General features: G+C 41.2%; 11 protein-coding genes. 9 read left to right on the top strand and 2 right to left on the bottom strand.

Features of this window, described 5'->3' with window-relative positions:
• Positions 1 to 167: 167 nt before the first annotated feature.
• From ABJE44_RS17400 to ABJE44_RS17370, 7 genes are all read left to right on the top strand, one after another.
• The gene (locus ABJE44_RS17400) at positions 168 to 3,212 is read left to right on the top strand and encodes a TonB-dependent receptor (RefSeq protein ID WP_348112844.1); all 3,045 of its coding nucleotides are present in this window, start codon (positions 168 to 170) and stop codon (positions 3,210 to 3,212) included.
• Positions 3,213 to 3,577: 365 nt separating this feature from the next.
• Positions 3,578 to 4,351 carry a LytTR family DNA-binding domain-containing protein gene (locus tag ABJE44_RS17395; RefSeq protein WP_348112842.1) on the top strand — a complete coding sequence of 258 codons (774 nt, stop codon included), beginning with the start codon at positions 3,578 to 3,580 and terminating at the stop codon, positions 4,349 to 4,351.
• Entirely contained in the window at positions 4,348 to 5,493 is a 1,146-nt protein-coding gene (locus ABJE44_RS17390; protein WP_348112841.1) for a histidine kinase, read from the top strand. Before ABJE44_RS17395 ends, ABJE44_RS17390 begins: the two co-directional genes overlap by 4 nt.
• Positions 5,481 to 6,305 carry a LytTR family DNA-binding domain-containing protein gene (locus ABJE44_RS17385; protein WP_348112840.1) on the top strand — a complete coding sequence of 275 codons (825 nt, stop codon included), beginning with the start codon at positions 5,481 to 5,483 and terminating at the stop codon, positions 6,303 to 6,305. The genes ABJE44_RS17390 and ABJE44_RS17385 overlap by 13 nt, the downstream gene beginning before the upstream one ends.
• A gap of 1,692 nt (positions 6,306 to 7,997) precedes the next feature.
• Positions 7,998 to 8,720 (top strand): ATP-dependent RNA helicase HrpA, encoded by a 723-nt coding sequence (locus ABJE44_RS17380; protein ID WP_348112839.1) that lies wholly within the window; start codon positions 7,998 to 8,000, stop codon positions 8,718 to 8,720.
• Positions 8,671 to 8,832, top strand: a complete 162-nt coding sequence (locus tag ABJE44_RS17375) for an abortive infection family protein (protein WP_348112837.1) — start codon at positions 8,671 to 8,673, stop codon at positions 8,830 to 8,832. The genes ABJE44_RS17380 and ABJE44_RS17375 overlap by 50 nt, the downstream gene beginning before the upstream one ends.
• Before the next feature lie 184 nt (positions 8,833 to 9,016).
• On the top strand, positions 9,017 to 10,309 hold the full coding sequence (locus tag ABJE44_RS17370) for a hypothetical protein (protein ID WP_348112836.1): 1,293 nt from the start codon (positions 9,017 to 9,019) through the stop codon (positions 10,307 to 10,309).
• 209 nt (positions 10,310 to 10,518) lie between these two features.
• Here ABJE44_RS17370 and nhaC read toward each other — a convergent pair whose 3' ends face one another.
• Positions 10,519 to 11,904: a Na+/H+ antiporter NhaC gene (nhaC, locus tag ABJE44_RS17365; RefSeq protein ID WP_348112835.1), complete on the bottom strand. Its 1,386-nt coding sequence runs from the start codon at positions 11,902 to 11,904 to the stop codon at positions 10,519 to 10,521.
• Positions 11,905 to 12,351: 447 nt separating this feature from the next.
• Between nhaC and ABJE44_RS17360 the strand changes: the two genes are divergently transcribed.
• Positions 12,352 to 13,173 (top strand): hypothetical protein, encoded by an 822-nt coding sequence (locus tag ABJE44_RS17360; protein WP_348112834.1) that lies wholly within the window; start codon positions 12,352 to 12,354, stop codon positions 13,171 to 13,173.
• A gap of 97 nt (positions 13,174 to 13,270) precedes the next feature.
• Here the strand turns inward: ABJE44_RS17360 and ABJE44_RS17355 are convergent, their stop codons facing one another.
• Positions 13,271 to 16,408, bottom strand: coding sequence for a YCF48-related protein (locus tag ABJE44_RS17355; RefSeq protein WP_348112833.1), 3,138 nt, complete (start codon positions 16,406 to 16,408; stop codon positions 13,271 to 13,273).
• Between the two features lie 252 nt (positions 16,409 to 16,660).
• Here ABJE44_RS17355 and ABJE44_RS17350 point away from each other — a divergent pair, with 252 nt between their 5' ends.
• Positions 16,661 to 19,918, top strand: a complete 3,258-nt coding sequence (locus ABJE44_RS17350; protein ID WP_348112832.1) for a glycosyl hydrolase — start codon at positions 16,661 to 16,663, stop codon at positions 19,916 to 19,918.
• Positions 19,919 to 19,970: the final 52 nt, after the last annotated feature.

The raw sequence follows: 19,970 nt of genomic DNA, 5'->3' as shown, positions 1-19,970 counted from the left end.
CTAATATATTAGGTTTTTAACACACTGTGCGCTCTCTTTATCCCTATTGCAGTTTTCCAGTTGAACTTTTTGATAGCTTCGGCTAGTTGCCAATAGTCCGTATTTATGTCTGATACATCGACTATGGGCGACTAAAAATAAAAATATAACTATCAGGGAGTTTGTAAATGAAAAAAATTAATATCCAACCTAAACAGATATTTAAAGGCAATGTAAAAGCACTAGCCGTAGCTGTAGCATTAGGTCTGAGTGCTCCTGTACTTGCAGATAGCATAACGTCTAATATTAGCGGTTCTATTAGCGCTAACGACTACTCACAATATGTTGTAACAGCTTCTGATCCAAAAACGGGTTTAAAGCGTGAAGTGGCAGTTAACCAGAGTGGCGAGTTTAGGTTTGCGCAATTACCAACTGGTATATATGAAATCACCGTTACTAAAAATGGAGCAGTCGTTGCTAAGCAGCAAGCAAGGTTGTCTCTTGGTTCAAATACTGGGCTAGAGTTTGATTTTTTAAAAGAAGATGGAACTGAAAGAATTGAAGTTACTGGGGCACGTATCTCTGCGATTGATTTGAGTTCAACTGACTCAGGTTTAGTCATTGGAGAGTTTGAATTAGATCGTATGCCAGTCGCGAGAAATATCACTTCAGTGGCTTTATTGGCGCCAGGTACAATACAAGGAGACTCAAGTTTTAGCTCACCTAATTCCGGAGGAACAGCTTCTTTTGGTGGCGCTTCTGTTGCAGAGAATTCTTGCTACATCAATGGTATGGAAGTTACAAATACTAGCCAAGGTTTAGGTTGTGGTAGTGTTCCATTTGAGTTTTATAAGGAGTTTCAAGTAAAAACTGGAGGGTACTCTGCTCAGTTTGGCCGAACGACTGGTGGCGTTTTAAACGCGGTTACCAAAAGCGGAACGAATGATTGGGAATTTGCTGCCACCGCGTTATTTACTCCAAAGTCTTTGCGAGAAGATGGACAAATATCTTATTCTGCAGGTGGCGAAAATGGTATCGAAGTTTTTCGTAATCAAACAAACGACGAGTATTCAAAAACGGAACTTACGCTCTCAGCATCTGGTCCTCTGATTAAAGATACATTATTCGTATACGCGCTGGTTAACCCTCGAGATGTAGAAAATAACTTTTCTTCTCAATCCAGTGGAAGACAGCAATATGCTTCTGACGATATTTTTATCAATCGTGAATCAAGCGGTTCCGATAATTTATTTTGGGGGCTTAAATTAGATTGGCTAATTAACGATGACCATCAACTTAACTTTTTTGCCTACTCTAATAAAGATGATACAACCTCAAATACTTTCGACTTTGATCCTGAAACTGCTGAAATTGGCGATTTGACTCAGTCCACAATACGTAAACGCGGTGGTGAACTAAAAAGCTTGTCATATAAAGGTTACTTCACAGACAGACTAACTGTTTCCGCTATGTATGGAGAGATTGAAACCGAATACACAGATACGCCTAGTAATTTGGATTGTCCAACAGTGTTAGATGCTCGCAGTGTGTCAGCTTCTGAGCGTATTTCAAGTTGTGGTGCAGGTGGTTCTACTGGGGTTAATATCGATAATAATAAACAAACCCGTATAGACATTGAATATGCATTTGATGACCATTTATTGAGAGTGGGATACGACAAACAAGTACGTGAGACCTTCCACACTACCGAGCCCATTACTGGTCATCAGTGGACATATTCAACCTTAAACGCCAACGCAGTTATTTCTGGTACAGATGGGCCTTTGTTTACGAATAATACCGGTGCTGAATTAGACTTCGTTAGCGACCGTATTTTTGCGGGTGGTGGTGGCTTTACTACCGACCTTAACGCTTGGTACATTGAAGATGAATGGCAAGTAACTGATGACCTGCGTTTAAATCTAGGTTTACGTCAAGATGAATTTGAGAACTCAGGGGTTACAGGCTTAGTATTCTCATCGTTTAAAACTGATATTGCACCTAGGTTAGGCTTTAGTTGGGATCCTACTGGTGATGGAGAATCGAAGTTCTTCGGTACTTATGGTACCTATTATCTGCCGGTTCCTAATAATACTAACTATCGTGCGGCATCAGGGATAAGCGATATTACTACTTACTATACCTTTACTGGTTCAGATAGTACTGGCGCGGCAACTGGATTATCTCCAATAGCTGGTACCGATGCTAACTCGCAAGTAGTAAATTCTGTTCCTAATCCTGCCACTCAAGACACCTTTCAAGCAGAAGAAGCCGAGCCATTTAGCAAAGATGAGTACATAGTAGGTTATGAAACTCAAATTACTGAAGATTTGTCTGTTTCGTTGCGTGGTATATACCGAGAAGTAGCTACAGCGCTAGATGATTATTGTGGGCCGTTTGCATCTCAGGCAACTTGTACGCTTCTTAATCCTGGTTCAGATTCAACTTGGCAATTAGATAATGATTTCGATAGTGTGACCGATGCTAATAGTCGAAGAACCTATACAGCTGAGGAAATTGGGTTGCCAGAAGCCGTGAATGAATATACTGCATTGCAATCTCAATTAAACTATATAGCAGACGATTGGAGTATGACGTTTATTTATACTTGGAGTCGCAGTATCGGTAATTTTGAAGGGGCAGTAAAATCAGATATAGGACAAGCTGATGCTGGTATTACGCAAGATTTTGACTTTCCTGCATTACAGGATGGTTCCTATGGGTATCAAGCCAACGATAGACGTCATGTATTTAAGCTTTTTGGTTCTTATAGTGTCACTGATGATCTAACATTAGGTGTCAATTCCGTCTTGTCTAGCGGTCGCCCGCTCAGTGCTTTTGGTCAAGGATACCCTGATAACGATCCAACTGTTTATGGAAGCTACGGAGACACATTCTACTTATTTACTAATAATGAATGTACCGTTGATTTGGTTGATAATGCCTGTCCACAAAACGGAAAAATTTATCAGTTCCAACCTCGTGGTACGGTGGGCCGTACACCTTGGACATTTAATGTAGATTTATCTGCAAATTATACCTTCAATGTAAGTGGCATTGATATGCGTGCGACACTTAACATATACAACGTGTTAAATAATCAGGGCGTGTCTTCTCAAAATGAACACTATGAAAACTTACGTTCAGAGGGGAGTTTTAACCAGTATTATGGTGCAGCTTATACTTGGCAAACTCCTCGTTACGTAGAAATAGGGTTTGAAGCGCGCTTCTAAGTATTTTTACAATTAATACCACCAGTAGTGTAGTTCGTCACTAAGTGGACTTACTAGGATAATGGATAGTTAGACTAGAAAGGTCGGTGTAGTGAACCGATAAATATGTGTTAATTATTTTAACATGTATATTTCCCTGAAATAGAAGGGCTGAGTTGAAACTCAGCCCTTTTTTATACGGGGATATTTGTTGTTAGTCCCAAAGTAAATTGGAGAAGTAACGACTTAAGAGTGACTGCAAGACTCTTAAAACATTTTTGACCTCCTTTTCTTTAATCGCAGCTCACCGCGCTTCATCTCAGATGAATTTGGAATTAGTCACTGCTTATGTATATTTTGTGCCATAGGTATTCTAAGGTTTTGATATGTATCGATGTATAGTCATTGACGATGAAAGTCTAGCAAGAGAGCGAATAGTAAGCTTTGTTAATGCCCACCCTGGATGGATAGTTGTAGCAAGTTGTGGTGAGTATTCACAAGCACAAGCAATGTTAATTCACCACAAGCCTGATTTGTGTTTTATGGATATAAACTTGGTAGGCGGTAGTGGAGTAGAGCTGGTTAAATCTCTGAATCAAGTATTAACGTGTCACTGGGTCTTCTCGACTGCTCACTACGAGTTTGCAATTAAGGCATTTGAGCTGAATGTCGCTGACTATTTGTTGAAGCCCTTTGAAGATAGCCGGCTTGTAGAAACATTAATGAAAGTTGAAAAATTAAAAGCTGGAGAGTCAGGTTCAAGAAAATCGATTTTGGCGGTTAAATCTGTTGGTACAGTAGAGTTCATTAATGTGCAAGACATCATATGGGTAAAAGGAGCGGCCAATTATGTTGAATTGCATTGTAAACATAAAATGCTATTACATCGAGAAACACTGACCAACTTAGCGTACCTGCTTGACCCTAGTAAGTTTCTCCGTGTTCATCGTTCGTCTATTGTCAACATAGACCACATTCAATCCCTGAGTAGCGAATTAGGTCGTTTTTCGTTATTACATCTAACAAATGGTGATGAAGTTAAGATCGGGCAAGGTCATAAAGGAGCATTATTCGAATCTTTAGGCATAGATAACCCAGAAGAAAAGGGAGCTTTGCCTAGCCAATACGAAAACCAAACTCTCAGTGATGTATTGAGTTGAGAACATCAGTAAAAACTTATTTAGATGAAAAAAGTAAACCGTCGTTTTGGCTTTTGCATAGTATCGGTTGGTTTTGTTATGTCATTATTTTTGCTTTTGATGGGCTTTTTTTCTTTGGTGAATTTAACACGATTGGAGTTGAAATTTTTTATCCGTTAATACTGTCTGGTTTAGCAGCAGCTGTTTTGACGCTTCCTTTACGTTATTTTTATCGACATTGTTGGAGCTTATCTGCATCAAATTTAATATTAGTTACTATTTCGGCAAGTTTTATTGTCACTATGATTTGGATACCAATCAAGAACTTAGTGATGTGGTCGTTTTACGAAGACTTTGACTTTTGGGGGTTTATAAGTGGTGAATATATTGAGCCTAAATTTAAGTGGTTCATGCTTTTTATGTCTATGAGCAATGCCTTTTTTATGATTCTAGCCTGGAGCAGTCTATATTTTGGTATTAACTATCATTATCGATTAATAGAAGAGAAGCTGCTGCATTTACATGCAAATAAGCTATCTCATATTGCTCAAATCAAAATGCTAAGGTATCAAATTAATCCTCATTTTTTGTTTAATACCTTAAATGCAATTTCAACTTTGGTGGTAAAAGGTAATAAGAATAAGGCTAATGGCATGTTGGTAAAGCTAGCAACGTTTTTACGTTATTCTTTAGACAATGATCCTGAAAAGAAAATCCTTTTATATGAAGAGCTAAGAGCTTTGATGTTATATCTTGAGATAGAAAAGACTCGGTTTGATGAGCGGCTCAGTATAGAGTTTCAGGTTGAATCATGTACTGAAAAAATGCTGGTGCCTAGCTTATTGTTGCAACCATTAGTTGAAAATTCAATTAAGTTCGCCATTGCTAATATGATACTAGGGGGGACTATCACGATCAGTGCTCAGTTGAAAAAACAAAAGTTGGTACTTATGGTTGCAGATAACGGTCCCAATCTTGATGTTAATCGTAAGCTAAAGCATGAAGAAAATGAAAAAGGGCATTCTGGCGTAGGCATCAAAAATATTAAAGAGCGATTGAATGTACTTTATCCCAAAAGACATACTTTTGAGATAGCTAATCAGCAATCAAGCGGCTTTACTGTGACTATCTCAATCCCCGTAGAATATTCATGGACAGACTGATTAAGGTTATTCTAGTTGATGATGAACCGCTCTCTTGTGAGGGGTTGCGGTTAAGATTGAGCCAAGATGAACGAGTCCATATATTAGCCGAATGTAACAATGCAGAGTTAGCTCTCACATGCATTATAGAGCTGCAGCCAGATGTGGTTTTTTTAGATATAAAAATGCCAGGTATGAGTGGTTTAGATTTAGCTATGTATCTTAACTTGCACATGCAAGTTAGCCCTAAAATAGTATTTGTGACTGCTTTTCAAGAGTTTGCAATTGATGCTTTCGAGTTTAAAGCGTTTGACTATTTATTAAAGCCTTTTTTCGACAATCGTCTAGTGGCATGTATTGATAATCTTGAAGAAGCATTAGCTGAGAGCGAAGCCGCAACACAACACAAAAAGTTAGACTCGTTGTTACTCAGAAAAACGGGTAAATCTATCGACGGACTGATGCAAAACTTAGAGCTATCAGCGCGAACTTCATTAGAAAGCATGCAACAAGTGATTTCTTTGAAAAATGGCTCAGAATGGCTCCGAGTGAAAATTGATACTATTTCTTGGATCGAAGCTGCCGGTGACTATATGTGTGTGCACACAACAGAGGGTACACATATAATTCGTAAGACTTTAAAACAGTTTGAAAAAGAACTGGATTCAGAGGTGTTTGCCCGAGTTAGTCGTTCAGCCATGGTTAACCTCAGTAAGTTATTGAAACTGACTCCCAACTCAAATGGTGAATATATGGCATTGCTAAGTACTGGTGACGTTGTAAAAGTAAGCCGTAAATTTAAATATAAGTTAGATGAACTAAATCCGAGTTAAAATACTTTCCTAACCTTATCACTAGTACTGATTATTTAATCTCTAAAACTAACATGATCAAGGTTTGTTACCTGCGCGACTTGTCAAATAAAGGTCGCAACGCCTTTGTGGCAATGATTTGTTCCCGACAAGGCATTGCTTAAATGACATCTCGATAACTGCGTCCTGCGTTATTCTACCTTCCGCCATCCTTGGCGGTCGCCTGTCATTTACCCTTTATTTGTCTGCATTGCTCGGTGAACTTGGAGTCGCGGGTAAATCAAAAGCATGGCTGCGCCATAGGGCATAAGCTTCGCTTACTAGGCATGCACTTCGTGCACAGGGTATGTGCTGCGCACACTGAGATTATTCACTTCGTTCACCGCAATCCATGCAGTTTATGACTCACATCCGTGAGAGCCAGTTACTCTTTCTTCAACAGCCAAGAAAGAGTAACCAGAAAGAGGCCGGCCTCCAACCAAGTTCCTTTTCCATAAAATTATTGGCTTTGATGTCGAAGCGGCAATAAGCCGCTCCCTGCTATAAAAGATTGCCTTGTCCGAACGTCCTTGTTCGGACATTCGACAAGCCAATAAATTGATGGGGAATTTGGAGTCGCGGTAAAATCAAGAGCATGACTGCGTCTACTTAAGGAGTTGCTTTGCAAATAATTATTATGGATGTCCTGATAATGTAGTTTTTTAGCTTATCTGTTCTTGGTGGCTTTTTCTCTACACTATCTCCAAAAAGTGATTTATTTAGCCAAATATTTAACGGCTCACTAATCTTTTCTACATTTATTGTTGGCTTCATAACTTTGTTAAAAGCGTTTGACTATATGATCACAACAAAAGGGTTCTTGGAAAGGAACATTACAAGCCTATCCAATGCGCGGTAGTAATTACTTCTAAAAGCTGATATTTTGAGAAAGATTACCTGAATTCCAATTGGTATTGTTATTTATTTCAGGGCTAAGTTACTTGCCATTGATGGCGGATCTCGCAACTTTAGTTTGTTTTGGTTCTTTAGTAATTGATAAGCTCTTTAAGGATATTAATATGGAGACAGTATTTTGGTGCGGGGTGGTGTTTGCGCGGGCAAAGGCTTCAAGTCTAGTACTGGTTCTGAAATAGTAACGATAGCTTGGGATGTAGACGCCACGGGGTAACTCCCTGAGCCCGCGCCACTTTTTCCTTTGTATGTTTCACTCTTAAGATATCAAAAAATATTCTAAGTTTGTAAAGGGATTTAAGCTTGAAACACCCCGAGATAAATTCGTTATTCAAATACTATCCAATAGGTAGAAATCAGCTGAATGCTCTTACTTAGAGTAAGCTTTGGTATTCAAAACCTGCCCTGTTAATTTGCCCCATCTCTAAGCATTGAATTGAGTATCACAATCATCTTTCTGATGCAGGCAATGATGGCTGTCCTGTTAAGGTTTTATATTTATCCTGTAAATATGGTCTACAGCTAAGAAAAAGCGGGAAGTTATCTTAGCTATCCTGTTAAGGTTTTGTAAATGTCCGGCTGATGGTCAACATCCGCCTCAAACCCCGGTTCTTTTTTTACTCTTTTAGTGTATGATTTGGCTAATAATTTTTGATATTTACTGGTGCGTCGATACATAGCTATACTCCTACTTTACAGTAGGGGTATAGCTTGCAAGGTCGCACTAATAAGCTGTTAGCTATTTAGTCAAACTTTCGAGATATGATGAAAAAAGAAATCCCAGCACCAATTATTGCAGTTGTTTCTCAAAACCTTTCCGATTTAGAAACACACGCGAGCCTCGACAATCTGTTCTTATATGCAGATGCCCCAGGTGAGCCGCCAGAAGGCTCAAAAGTAGTAAAGGTTCAATCATGGCTCAGAATAATTAATAAAGAATGTGATTATCCGTTAAAGGTATTAGGAAAGTTAATTGAGACTCATATGGAATTACCCGAGCAAGATGAGCAAGAGCAAATCTTGTGGGGACATAATGTTACTAATCATAAGAAAGAGTTTAAAGAAAAATTATTATCAATTTTTAAGCAATGCAACCTTACGTATACTTCAGGGGGGCATTTATCCGATGGTAGTTCCGCGCCAAGTAAAGCTTTATCCGAGCTTATTAAGGGGCGTGATATTCCATCAATTGACGCTGAATTTAACAGGGCATTGGCTAACGTTAACTCTGAACCAAGAGAAGCCGTTTCAGCTGCATGTAATATATTAGAGTCAATTTTTAAAGTTTACATAGCTGATGAAGGGTTAAGTAAACCACAAAAGCAAGACCTACAAAACGTCTGGAAAATCGTTCGCGGAGATTTAGGCTTCGATACTAAATTAGTTCAAGATGAAGACCTTAAGAGAGTTCTAAGTGGGATTATGTCAATAGTCGATGGAATTGGCGCATTCCGCACGCACGCATGCAAGCTCAGCTCATGGTGAAGGTCGTAAAGTCTATAACCTTAAACCAAGGCATGCTCGCTTAGCGATCAACTCCGCTCATACAGTCGCACTTTTTGTTCTAGAAACTTGGGATGAACGGCGAAAAAAATAAAAAACTAATATGGAAGTAAGTAAAAACGTTAAGAGTAAAGTTAAACGATAAATCACTATTTGGAAATGATGCTGGAGAAGATGAATTACAAGAAGTACTTAATTCATATTTCATTGAAAATGATGATTTTGATGACTTTTATGAACCTGATAACCGGCTAAGTGTAGTTAGCGCTAGAAAAGGAATGGGGAAATCTACTCTCCTATCTAAATTAGATTTTGACCTGAGTACTAAAGAAGAGTTTGGTAGCCCAATCGTCGTTAGGGTGACAGGAAATTCACTACTAGGTTTGGGAGACTTTGCGGATAAAGATCCGGCTTATTTAGAAAATTATTGGAAAAGAATAATATGCAAAGAAATAAATATTCATATAGGTAATAGCCTTAACTTTGCATTTACCAGTGATGAAATATCTATGGTTGAAATCTCTGAACTGGAGGGAATGAAAAGTAAAAATTTAATAGGCGGTCTTATCTCTCGAATTAAAGGTAAGCTACCTTTGTTATCGGCTGAAACTATAGGTTTTCAACCGGAAAGTTTAGAACGTTTATTATCTAGTTACCTAGAAAAAAATAGTGAAAAGAAAGTTTGGGTATTAGTTGATGATATAGACGCTAAATATATTGATACTGAAGATTACCAACATCGTATAAGTTCTTTTTTTAGTGCTATTAGAGGCCTGTGTCACGATGTAAAAAACTTAAATATAAGAGCTACAGTGCGTTCGGATGTTTGGACCAACTTAAGACACGTAGAAGATTTAGATAAATGGGATCAATATATAATTAATATCGTTTGGACTAAACGCCAAATGAGGGACATGCTGGCCAAAAAGATATTATCCTATGTAAAAAGGAAACATCCTGAGTCATCGGAAGCTAAGTATATTTTTGATAAAGATTACAATAAATTGATAGCTTTAATATTCCTGTCCCCTATTAGATGGTCAGGGAAAGAAAGACCTGTTTTTGATGCAATAAACGCATTTTCCAATCACAGACCTCGTTCAATGGGGCAATTATGTCGAATGGCAGCGAATCAAGCTCATAAAAGTAGATGTAAAGTTTCATTAAAGCAATTTAATGAAATTTTAACTAAATTTGGTCAAAACAGGCGAGATGACCTAATTAAAGAACATATTCATCAATTCCGTCAGCTTGAGAACCTTATAGATTCATTCAGAGCAGGTCAAAAAGAGTATACATGTTCTGATTTAGAAATTATCTTTGATACCAAGTTCATAAAAGGTAGAGAATCTTGTGATATCCCTGATATTGATGGTAAGCCTTATACGGCACCGATTGATTTAGGCCACTTTATGTATAAGACAGGCTTAATATCAAAACTCCCAGATAGTAAGCAAAATTTCACGTTCTATTCAGATGATCCTGATTTATTTTACTCGCAGGAAAATAAAAATAATGATGTTGTGTGGTCTGTTCATCCTAGTTACAGAAATTATCTAAATATCAGCTAAAATAGCTAATCGGGTAGCCTAATCAAAGGGGGCAGAGACGATGATTTTGGATTTTGTTACCCTATCGGTTTTTATTTGTTTTCTCTCGCCTTCCTGCCGCAATTATTTCTCAACATTTAGTGGCAGGATGTAACATTTCCAGAAACCCAGCAGGGAAGGGGACATACCATTTTGATTATGTCCGAAATGAGCTTGTGGCTGGTTACCCCTTAATCTTTGTTAAAATTGAACCAGCCTAATTTTCCGTAAATGAGTGTGATGGCAATCACCAATAGGTGATACCACAAGAATGGCAAATACGATACCGTAGCGACACCTAGGGTCGACGCCATAAAAATACCCCCGTCAGACCAAGGGACCATGGGCGTGGGAATGGTTGCCCCCGCTTCGGTGTTGCGAGATAAAACACGTTTATCAATATTAAGGTGTCGGTAATTCTCCTTGGTCAGTGTGCTGGCTGTAATGATTGCCACGTAGGCGGCACCGCCAATCACATTGCCCATAATGCCTGCAATCATGGTTGCTGATGTTAAGCGGCCTATGGATGTTGCCCATTTTTTGATGCGCTTTGATACTGTATCGAGTACCCCCACGGTTTGCATTAAGCCGCCTAAACCCAAGGCAAGAATGATGATCACTACCACGCTTGCCATTGACTGTATTCCACCGCGGTTAAGCAATATATTTAAAAAGGGAAGGTCTGATTCAATGGTATTGCCGTTAACTAGGCTTCCAAATGCGGTGTCGAAGCTGTTTGCTTCAAATAGCATTGCCCATATCACACCCAGTAATGCTCCAAAGAAAATAACAGGTACAGAGGGGAGTTTTAATACCAGTAGGGCAATGACGATGGCCGCTGGTAACAGCATGTACCAGCCAATAGAAAAGTTTTGTTCCAAAGCCATAAGCACAACGTCAGTTTGGTTATTGGATGGGTCAAAATCATAAAACAGCCCTACCGCTAAAAAGAGGCTGGCAGCTACTATAATTGCTGGAAAGCTTACCGTTAGCATTGATTTAATATGCTCAACTATATTGACCTCACACAGAGAGGCTGCCATCACTGTGGTGTCTGATAAAGGCGAGAGTTTGTCTCCGACATAGGCGCCACTAATAACCGCGCCAGCTACCAAAGGTAATGGCAGGCCGAACGAGGCGCCAATACCCATCATGGCTACGCCAGCGGTACCCGCAGTACCAAAAGATGTACCGGTTGCCAGTGAGGTGATACTACAAACAAAGAAAGCGCCTACAAGAAAATACTCGGGGCTCATTACCGATAAGCCGTAATAGATGATATTGGGTACCACTCCACCAGAGATCCAACTACCAATGAGCGCTCCAACGGCAATGAGTACCAAAATAGCGTCTCCCCCTTGTGTAATGCCATCAATTAGGCCTTTTTGAAGAGAATGATAGGAGTGGCCAAGTAGAATGCCCAGCCCGATAATACTAAACCAGCTAAACACTAATGGCACTTGAACAGGCACATTGTTAACAACAGAAAACGACACTATGCATCCTATGATGGTTATAGCAAGAAGCATAATTTGGCGTAGCGAAGGGGGCGCAGGTGTGGCGTTTTGTGTCGACATAGTATTGGTTACTTCTCATCGTTAACTATCACAATAACTGTGAGCTCAACCAAGATGGCGTGAGCGGTGTAAACTCGCTTTACGGCGAAGGGTCAATATAAGTATTGACGCAAAATAGTGCAGCGCTTGGCTTCGTTGCTTCATTAATCTAGTAATAGATTGCAATAACATAGAGTGACAAAGCAATTTCGCTAGACAGATGAAGAACTAGCACAAAATACGCCACATCCCAGGTATTTATCGATACCTATTTTCATTGCCGTAATAGAAGGCCAGAGTGAAATTAAATGATTCATGCTCTATGCAATCCCTTTTATAAAGAACAACAAGGTGCTCATTCGTAAAGTTTGTAGGGACGGTGGCAAGCTAGCGTGACGAACGCCCCTTTATAAGGTGAGCGTCAATTGAGTATAATACTGCCACTCTTAATTACTGTGGTGGGTTAATGTGCTTACTTTAAAACCTCTTTTTGTAGTTTGCTTTTTTATTGCTTTGTTACATGTTTTCTATTCGCAGAATGTTAAAGCACAACATTCAGGAATGGATTTAACCCAAGCTCAACTTCTTCATATTGCAGACAAAATTTATCAAAATGAAACGGGCGCTAAGCCCGAAAACCTAATAGTTTGGAATAATGGCGAATCTTTTGTCAGCGCAGGTATAGGCCACTTTATTTGGTTTGCTGATGGGCATCAAAGTAGATTTACTGAGACGTTTCCTGATTTTATTGAGTATTTAATCGAACAAAAGGTAGAGGTGCCTTATTGGATGTTATTTAACCGACATTGCCCGTGGAGCAGTAAAAAAAGTTTCGCAGAAGCTAAGGCCAAAGAAACTCAACAATGGCGTGATTTACAGGCCTTATTACTTTCGACGTTTGAATTTCAGATAAGCTTTATTCATTTACGCATGCAAGCGGCGCTTCCAAAGATATTAGATACTATCGACAGCGAACAACAAAAAGCCTTAGTGGCAAAAGAGTTTGCTGATTTAAGCCAAACGGAACTTGGTTTGTACACATTGATAGATTACATCAACTTTAAAGGGGAGGGGGTATCACAGAGTGAGCGCTATCAAAACCAAGGGTGGGGTTTACTGCAAGTGTTGTTGGGGATCGATACTGCCGATGAGGCAAATATTCATATAGCTTTTAGCGAATCATGTAAAAGAGTCTTGTCAAATCGTGTAAGAAACTCACCCCAGCGAGACATTGAAAAAAACTGGTTACTTGGGTGGCACAAACGATGTGCAACGTACTCAAAATTTTAACACGTCATCTAAGTTAAAGTGGGCGAACGCTTTCGCTTACATCAATAAAAAGCCCCGCTAAATGCGAGGCTATTCATGTCCGAAAACGTTAACGTATTTACAACTGCTCTAAGTCAAACGCCCCCTGTTTAGATAGCTTTTTGTTTAGGGGTTTTACTTCTTCACTAAACAATATTTCTAGCTGTACTTTGTACTGCTGCCATTTAGTTTCTAAATCTTCTAAACGTTTGAGTGCGCCGGCTTGCGCAGGTGCGCCTGTTCTATCAAAGTTGTCCATTAAGAAGCGTACTTGTCTATCAAGCATATTGGGCCAGTTAATGTCGTCCTCAAAAGTTTGATGTTTTGGTTGAATAACCAGTGCTTCCCAATCATTAATAGCGCTAACAATTCGTTCAATAGATGCAGATACATCACTTGCCAGCATTAAGTTGGTTGCTGTTGCATTATTTAATTGGGTACGAACGTCACGTGCTTTCTGCAAGTTGAAAAACAAATCATTTAGCAGTGTTTCAGTCGCTTGAATGCTTTTTTCAACCACTTGAAGTTGAGCTTTGTCGGCTTCTTCTCTTGGGTCGGGTAGTACCTTAAACGCTCGTGTTTGCGATAAATTACCTACGGTTATTTTGGCTTTGTAGTCACCCGGCATCACCCTTGCGCCTTCCCAGCCACCAAACAGTTTTACGTTCTCAATACAGTCGAGCGGCTGTCGGCGGAGATCCCATACAAAGGTGTTGTAACCTTTGTGGATCGAAGGGTGCTTAAACGAAATAGGGCTGCGCTTATCTTGGTTGCTTTTTGCGCACATCTCAAACGCGCTAGGAGTTGAGTACAACGAACGAACCAAGTTATTATCGGCGTTAAAAATATCAATGCGCAGGGGCTGATCTTCTAGCGCATCTTTTAGGTAATAACGGAAGCTTGCACCCCGCGGTGGGTTTTTCGCTTGGGGCTGATCTGTCATACCACCGCCAGATAATAAACGAACACCATCAATGGGTTCAAACTGGAAAAGCGCTTCGTTATCTAGTGACTTATGTACTTCTCTCAGCGGGCTGATGTCATCTAAAATCCAAAAGCCTCTGCCTTGGGTGGCGACCACTAAGTCATTGTCTTTTACTTGCATGTCGGTAATGGCTACTGGCGGTAGGTTTAACTCTAATTTCTGCCAGTTCTCACCGTTATCAAAACTAGTGAACATACCGCTTTCGGTGCCTGCAAACAGTAAACCTTCTCGCTCTGTGTCTTCGCGAACCACACGTACAAATGCATCATCGGGTAAGCCTTTGTCTATACGCATCCAGCTTTTGCCGTAGTTAACGGTTTTATATATGTAGGGTGTATAGTCATTAAGTTTATACCCTGTTACCGCTACGTAGGCTTTGCCTTGGGCATGAGGGCTAAGCTCAATGGCATTGACCTGTGCTTCTTTCTTGTGGGGGGTAATGTCTTTCCAGTTTTTGCCTTCATCACGGGTAATATGAAGTTTACCGTCGTCTGCACCTACCCAAAGCTCGCCTTTGTTTACCGCTGATTCGGCAATATAGAAAACCGTGTTGTAGTATTCAGCGCCCGCTTGTTCATTGGTAATTGGCCCGCCGTTAAGCCCTTGCTTTGCAGGGTCGTTACGGGTTAAGTCTGGGCTAATTTCCTGCCAGTTCACGCCACGGTCGGTGGTTTTCAAAATCATCTGAGTACCGTAGTACACGGTATCTGGGTTGTGCTTTGACACTAACACGGGTGCATTCCAGTTGGTGCGATATTTTTGATCTCGTGCGTTTCTGCCAAACACATATTCAGGGTACGGCATAATGGGGCGGGTTAGCCCTGTATCGCGATTGAATTCTGTGAGTGTACCGTTGATAGTGGTTGCATAAATTAGTTTGGGATCATCTGCATTAAACGCAATATGGGCACTTTCGCCACCGCCTACCGAGAATTGATCTTCAATGCCAATTCCGCGATCCCACGTTTTAGAAGGCGTTGCCATTGTTGTGTTGTCCTGCTGGCCGCCATAGACATAGTAAGGGTCTAAGTTGTCGGTAATGACTCGATAAAACTGTGCCGTTGGTTGGTTGTAAATACTCGACCACGACTTGCCACCGTCAAAAGTAACGGTTGCGCCACCATCATTGGCGTTAATCATGTTTAAGCTGTTGTCTGCGTTAATCCACATGTCGTGGGTATCACCGTGAGGCAAGGATTTAATCTCGAATGTTTTGCCACCATCAATAGACTTATGAAGCTGCACATTCATCACGTAAAGGGTATTTTCGTCGTTAGGATCAACCTTAATGTGGTTGTAATACCATGCACGTGCTTTAAGAATGTTGTCGCCGTTCATTAGCGACCAAGACTTTCCTGCATCATCACTACGATACAAGCCACCTTCATCAGCTTCAATAATGGCGTAAAGACGTTTCGGGTTTGAGGCGGCGATATCCACGCCCACTTTACCAATTAGCTTAGGCAACCCTTTTTCTAACTTGTCCCAACTCTCGCCACCATCTGTTGATTTATAAAGGCCGCCACCGTCTCCGCCAGATTTAATAAACCATGGCGTTCTGCCGTGATTCCACATGCTGGCGTAGAGAATTCTCGGGTTAGTTGGGTCGATAGTTAAGTCGGCAGCGCCAGTGTCGGCATTAACTTTTAAAACATGTTGCCAGCTTTTTCCGCCATCGGTGGTTTTAAAAATACCACGCTCTTCGTTTGCTCCCCAAATATTGCCTTGTACAGCAGCCCACGCTATATCAGGGTTTGTAGGATGGATGCGAATTTTAGGGATTTGACCACGGTTATCTAAGCCTACTAGCTTCCAGCTTTCACCACCGTCAGTTGACTTATAAATGCCTTTACCGTGGCTAGTGGTTACGCCGCGAATAGGGCCTTCACCTGTGCCCACGTATATAACGTTAGGGTCAGAAGGGGCAACAGCAATTGACCCAATGGTGCCCACTGCGAACTCTTTATCTGAAATGGCTGTCCAAGATAAGCCCGCGTTTTCAGTTTTCCAAACACCGCCCCCTGCCGTCCCCATGAAATAAAGATTGGTATTGCCTGCAACCCCAGTTACCGCCGTCGAGCGCCCACCTCGGTAGGGGCCAATAAAGCGATATTCTAGTTTATCGAAAAGCGCTGGGTTAACCGTATCGTTGAGTGCATAAGCCGTATTTGAGACGCTAGAAAGTGCGCTAATGCAAATAGCAATAGTCGCAAACATTCTTCGTGAAATCATAGTTGAGTGCCCTGTATTATGTTTATTATTTTTAAAGGTAGAAGTGCATATACTGCGTTGTTGTAAGCCATATGGCAAAAGTTTTTGTGGTGTCAACCGGTGAGTCAGCCACAAAAAATAATTGCCTTTGTTTAACTTCTATATTCGGTATTTGGTCGCGTGTTGATTGAATCTTTATCGGTTTATTAGTAGTTCTAATGGGTCACATTCACTCGATGTGATAATATAACAATTAATCCGTGGATAATTATAATGAAAAAGCTTCTTAAAGCTGCAGTTGCTGTATCTCTTGCACTCTCATGCTCGACTGTTTTTGCAGAAAAATCTGACGACGACAAACCTATTTTTAGCAGTTCAACATTCAAAGCGATGGAACTTAGAAATATTGGCCCTGCTTATATGTCGGGCCGAATTGCCGATATTGCTATTGATCAAAATAATCCTTCAACATGGTTCACCGCAGTAGGCTCTGGTGGCGTATGGAAAACCACTAACGCAGGTAATACCTGGACGCCCATTTTCGATAAAGAAGATGTATATTCTATTGGCGACGTGACCATTGCACCGAGTAACTCGAACATAATTTGGGTGGGGACAGGCGAGAACAACGGCGGTCGCCATATTAGCTTTGGTGACGGTGTTTACAAGTCTGTCGATGGCGGTCAAACATGGGAGAATATGGGGCTAGAGAAATCGGAGCACATTTCTGACATTATTATTCACCCAAGCAACCCGGATATTGTGTGGGTGTCAGCTCAAGGTCCGTTGTGGACTGGGGGCGGCGAACGCGGTTTGTATAAAACTACCGATGGTGGCGATACGTGGAAGCAAGTACTTACACCTGCCGACAAATGGACGGGCGTAACCTCTTTACTTATTGACCCGCGCAACCCTGATAAACTTTACGCTGCCACATGGGCTCGCCAGCGTACTATTGCTGTATATGTAGGGACTAACGAAGGAGCTGGCATTCATACCTCTGACGATGGCGGCGAAACGTGGACCGAACTTAAAACCGGCTTGCCAAAAGGCAACATGGGTAAAATAGGTATGGCGATATCGCCTATGAACCCAGATGTGCTGTATGCCACTATCGAAACAGATAACCGCAAAGGTGGCTTTTATCGTTCAGCCGACCAAGGCGCAAGTTGGACCAAGGTATCTGATGAAATAGGTGCAGGCACGGGCCCTCATTATTACCAAGAAATATTTGCTGACCAACATAAATTCGATCGTGTTTATATTGCTAGTAACTACAGTAAAGTATCTGATGATGGTGGCAAAACCTGGACGCCAATTAACACTAAACGCAAGCACGTAGATGACCATGCTATGGCATTCCATCCTACTGATCCTGATTTTGTTTTGATGGGTTCAGACGGCGGTATTTACATGTCTCATGACAGAATGGCGAACTGGCGTTTTATGGCTAACTTGCCATTAACTCAGTTTTATAAAGTTGCGCCGGATGATTCAAAACCTTTCTACACGATTTATGCTGGTGCACAAGATAACTCTACCCAAGGTGGGCCATCACGTACTAAACGCAAAGAAGGCATTAAGAACAAAGATTGGTTTTTAACACTGGGCGGCGATGGGCATCAGCCAGCAATTGAGCCGGGCAATCCAGATATCATGTATTCTCAGTGGCAACAGGGTAACCTTACCCGCGTAGATATGACCACCAAAGAGGGTGTGTATGTTAAGCCGCAACCATTGCCGGGCGACCCAGCTGAGCGCTATAACTGGGATGCACCCATTAATGTGTCTAGCCACGACCCTGCTCGTATTTACTTTGCTTCGCAGCGAGTATGGCGTTCAGATAATCGCGGCGATAGCTGGACAGCTGTTTCTGGCGACCTTACCCAAGACGGAAACCGCATGCATATGCCTATGATGGGCAGAACGTGGTCAGTTGAAGCTGGTTGGGATTTGTATGCTATGACAGAGTTCCACACCATTGCTAACTTCTCTGAAAGCCCTGTGGATGAAAACATTCTGTGGGCAGGTACCGACGATGGCATTATTCAAGTAACCACCAATGGCGGTAAGTCTTGGAAAAAGATTGAATTAGACGATATTAGAGGTATTCCTGATACCGCTTATGTAAATGATATTCGTGCTGATTTGTACGATCCGAATACCGTGTATGTGGCTTTGGATAACCATAAATATGGTGACTATAAACCGTACTTAATTAAGTCGACTAACCTAGGTAAAAAGTGGACATCACTTGCTGCTGACCTTCCTGAAAAACATCTGGTTTGGCGTATTGTTCAAGATCATGTGAAAAAAGACTTGATGTTCATTGGTACCGAGTTTGGCATTTTCTTTACGGTTAACGGCGGTAAAAAATGGCTTGAGCTTGAAGGCGGTATTCCAACTATTTCAACTCGCGATGTGAAAATTCAGCGCAGAGAAAACGACTTAGTGGCCGGTACGTTTGGTCGTGGTATCTATATCTTAGATGACTACGCACCGCTTCGTGAGTTAACTGAAAAATCGATGCAGCAAGACGCTTTGTTGTTCGCACCTAGCCGCCCTGTGAAATGGTTTAAGTTAGATACTAATCATTCTGACTCAGACGGTGACGATCGCTTTGTGGCTGAGAACCCTGCGCATGGGGCTACGTTAACTTATTTCTTGAAAGACAGTTTGTTAACCGCGAAGGAAACACGTCAAAAAGCTGAGAAAAAGCTAGTTGAAGATAGAAAATATCCTAAGTACCCAAGTTGGGAGGCGATAGAAGCTGAAAACCAAGAGCCAAAGCCTGCAGTTTACATCGAAATTCGTGATAATACTGGCGATGTCATAAATCGTGTAGCGGGTGGCACTAAAAAAGGACTACACCGCATTACGTGGGATATGAAGTATGCGAATACCACGTCAACTGCTAAAAAAGGCCGCAGGAGTAATGGCTTAATGGCATTGCCTGGTACGTACAGCGCTACTTTATTTAAGCGTGAAGGTGCGACGATTACTCAATTAGCTGAGCCTGTTGATTTTACATTGGAGTCTATCTACGAAGGCGCACTGAAAGGGGCATCTGCGGATGACATTACAGCCTATGGAAACGCGGTAACACAAGTCCAAAAACGTGCCATGTCTTCAACCACCGTACTTGAGAAAATGAAAGAAACCTTGGCATTGTTGCGTATTGCTATTGACCGTACCCCTAGCGATGTCAGCCAGCTTGAAGCTGATTTTGCGGGTATTCAAAGTGAATTAAACGACATTAATAAGGCGTTTAGTGGGTTAGAATCGCGAGATCGTAAAGGTATTAAGCCGGCTAATATTTTGAGCCGTTTACGCTATGCAAGTTCAGCATTAAACTCATCTTATGGGCCTACTCAACAACATAAAGACCAACTTGGTTATGCTGAAGATGAATTAAACCAAGTAAGTGCACGGATTAAAACTCTGCATGAAACGACTGTGCCAGCGTTACAGCAAGCGGTTGTGAGTGAAGGTGGTCCTTGGACTGCTGGCATTCCTGTTATTGCAAACTAACCTGCGCTAGCGAAGATAGGTGCGGCAGCGTTAAGCTGCCGTATTTTTTTTA

The organism is Paraglaciecola sp., from assembly GCF_039942875.1.
GTDB lineage: Bacteria > Pseudomonadota > Gammaproteobacteria > Enterobacterales > Alteromonadaceae > Paraglaciecola.
The sequence above is the reverse complement of the archived record's forward strand: the minus strand, read 5'-3'. Positions and strand labels throughout refer to the sequence as shown.

What these genes read in the sequence shown, in the direction of transcription:
- nhaC (WP_348112835.1), bottom strand. Translation starts at nt 11,904, where the DNA reads ATGTCGACACAAAACGCCACACCTGCGCCCCCTTCGCTACGCCAAATT.
- ABJE44_RS17375 (WP_348112837.1), top strand. Translation starts at nt 8,671, where the DNA reads ATGGAATTGGCGCATTCCGCACGCACGCATGCAAGCTCAGCTCATGGT.
- ABJE44_RS17385 (WP_348112840.1), top strand. Translation starts at nt 5,481, where the DNA reads ATGGACAGACTGATTAAGGTTATTCTAGTTGATGATGAACCGCTCTCT.
- ABJE44_RS17350 (WP_348112832.1), top strand. Translation starts at nt 16,661, where the DNA reads ATGAAAAAGCTTCTTAAAGCTGCAGTTGCTGTATCTCTTGCACTCTCA.
- ABJE44_RS17380 (WP_348112839.1), top strand. Translation starts at nt 7,998, where the DNA reads ATGATGAAAAAAGAAATCCCAGCACCAATTATTGCAGTTGTTTCTCAA.
- ABJE44_RS17400 (WP_348112844.1), top strand. Translation starts at nt 168, where the DNA reads ATGAAAAAAATTAATATCCAACCTAAACAGATATTTAAAGGCAATGTA.
- ABJE44_RS17370 (WP_348112836.1), top strand. Translation starts at nt 9,017, where the DNA reads ATGGGGAAATCTACTCTCCTATCTAAATTAGATTTTGACCTGAGTACT.
- ABJE44_RS17395 (WP_348112842.1), top strand. Translation starts at nt 3,578, where the DNA reads ATGTATCGATGTATAGTCATTGACGATGAAAGTCTAGCAAGAGAGCGA.
- ABJE44_RS17355 (WP_348112833.1), bottom strand. Translation starts at nt 16,408, where the DNA reads ATGATTTCACGAAGAATGTTTGCGACTATTGCTATTTGCATTAGCGCA.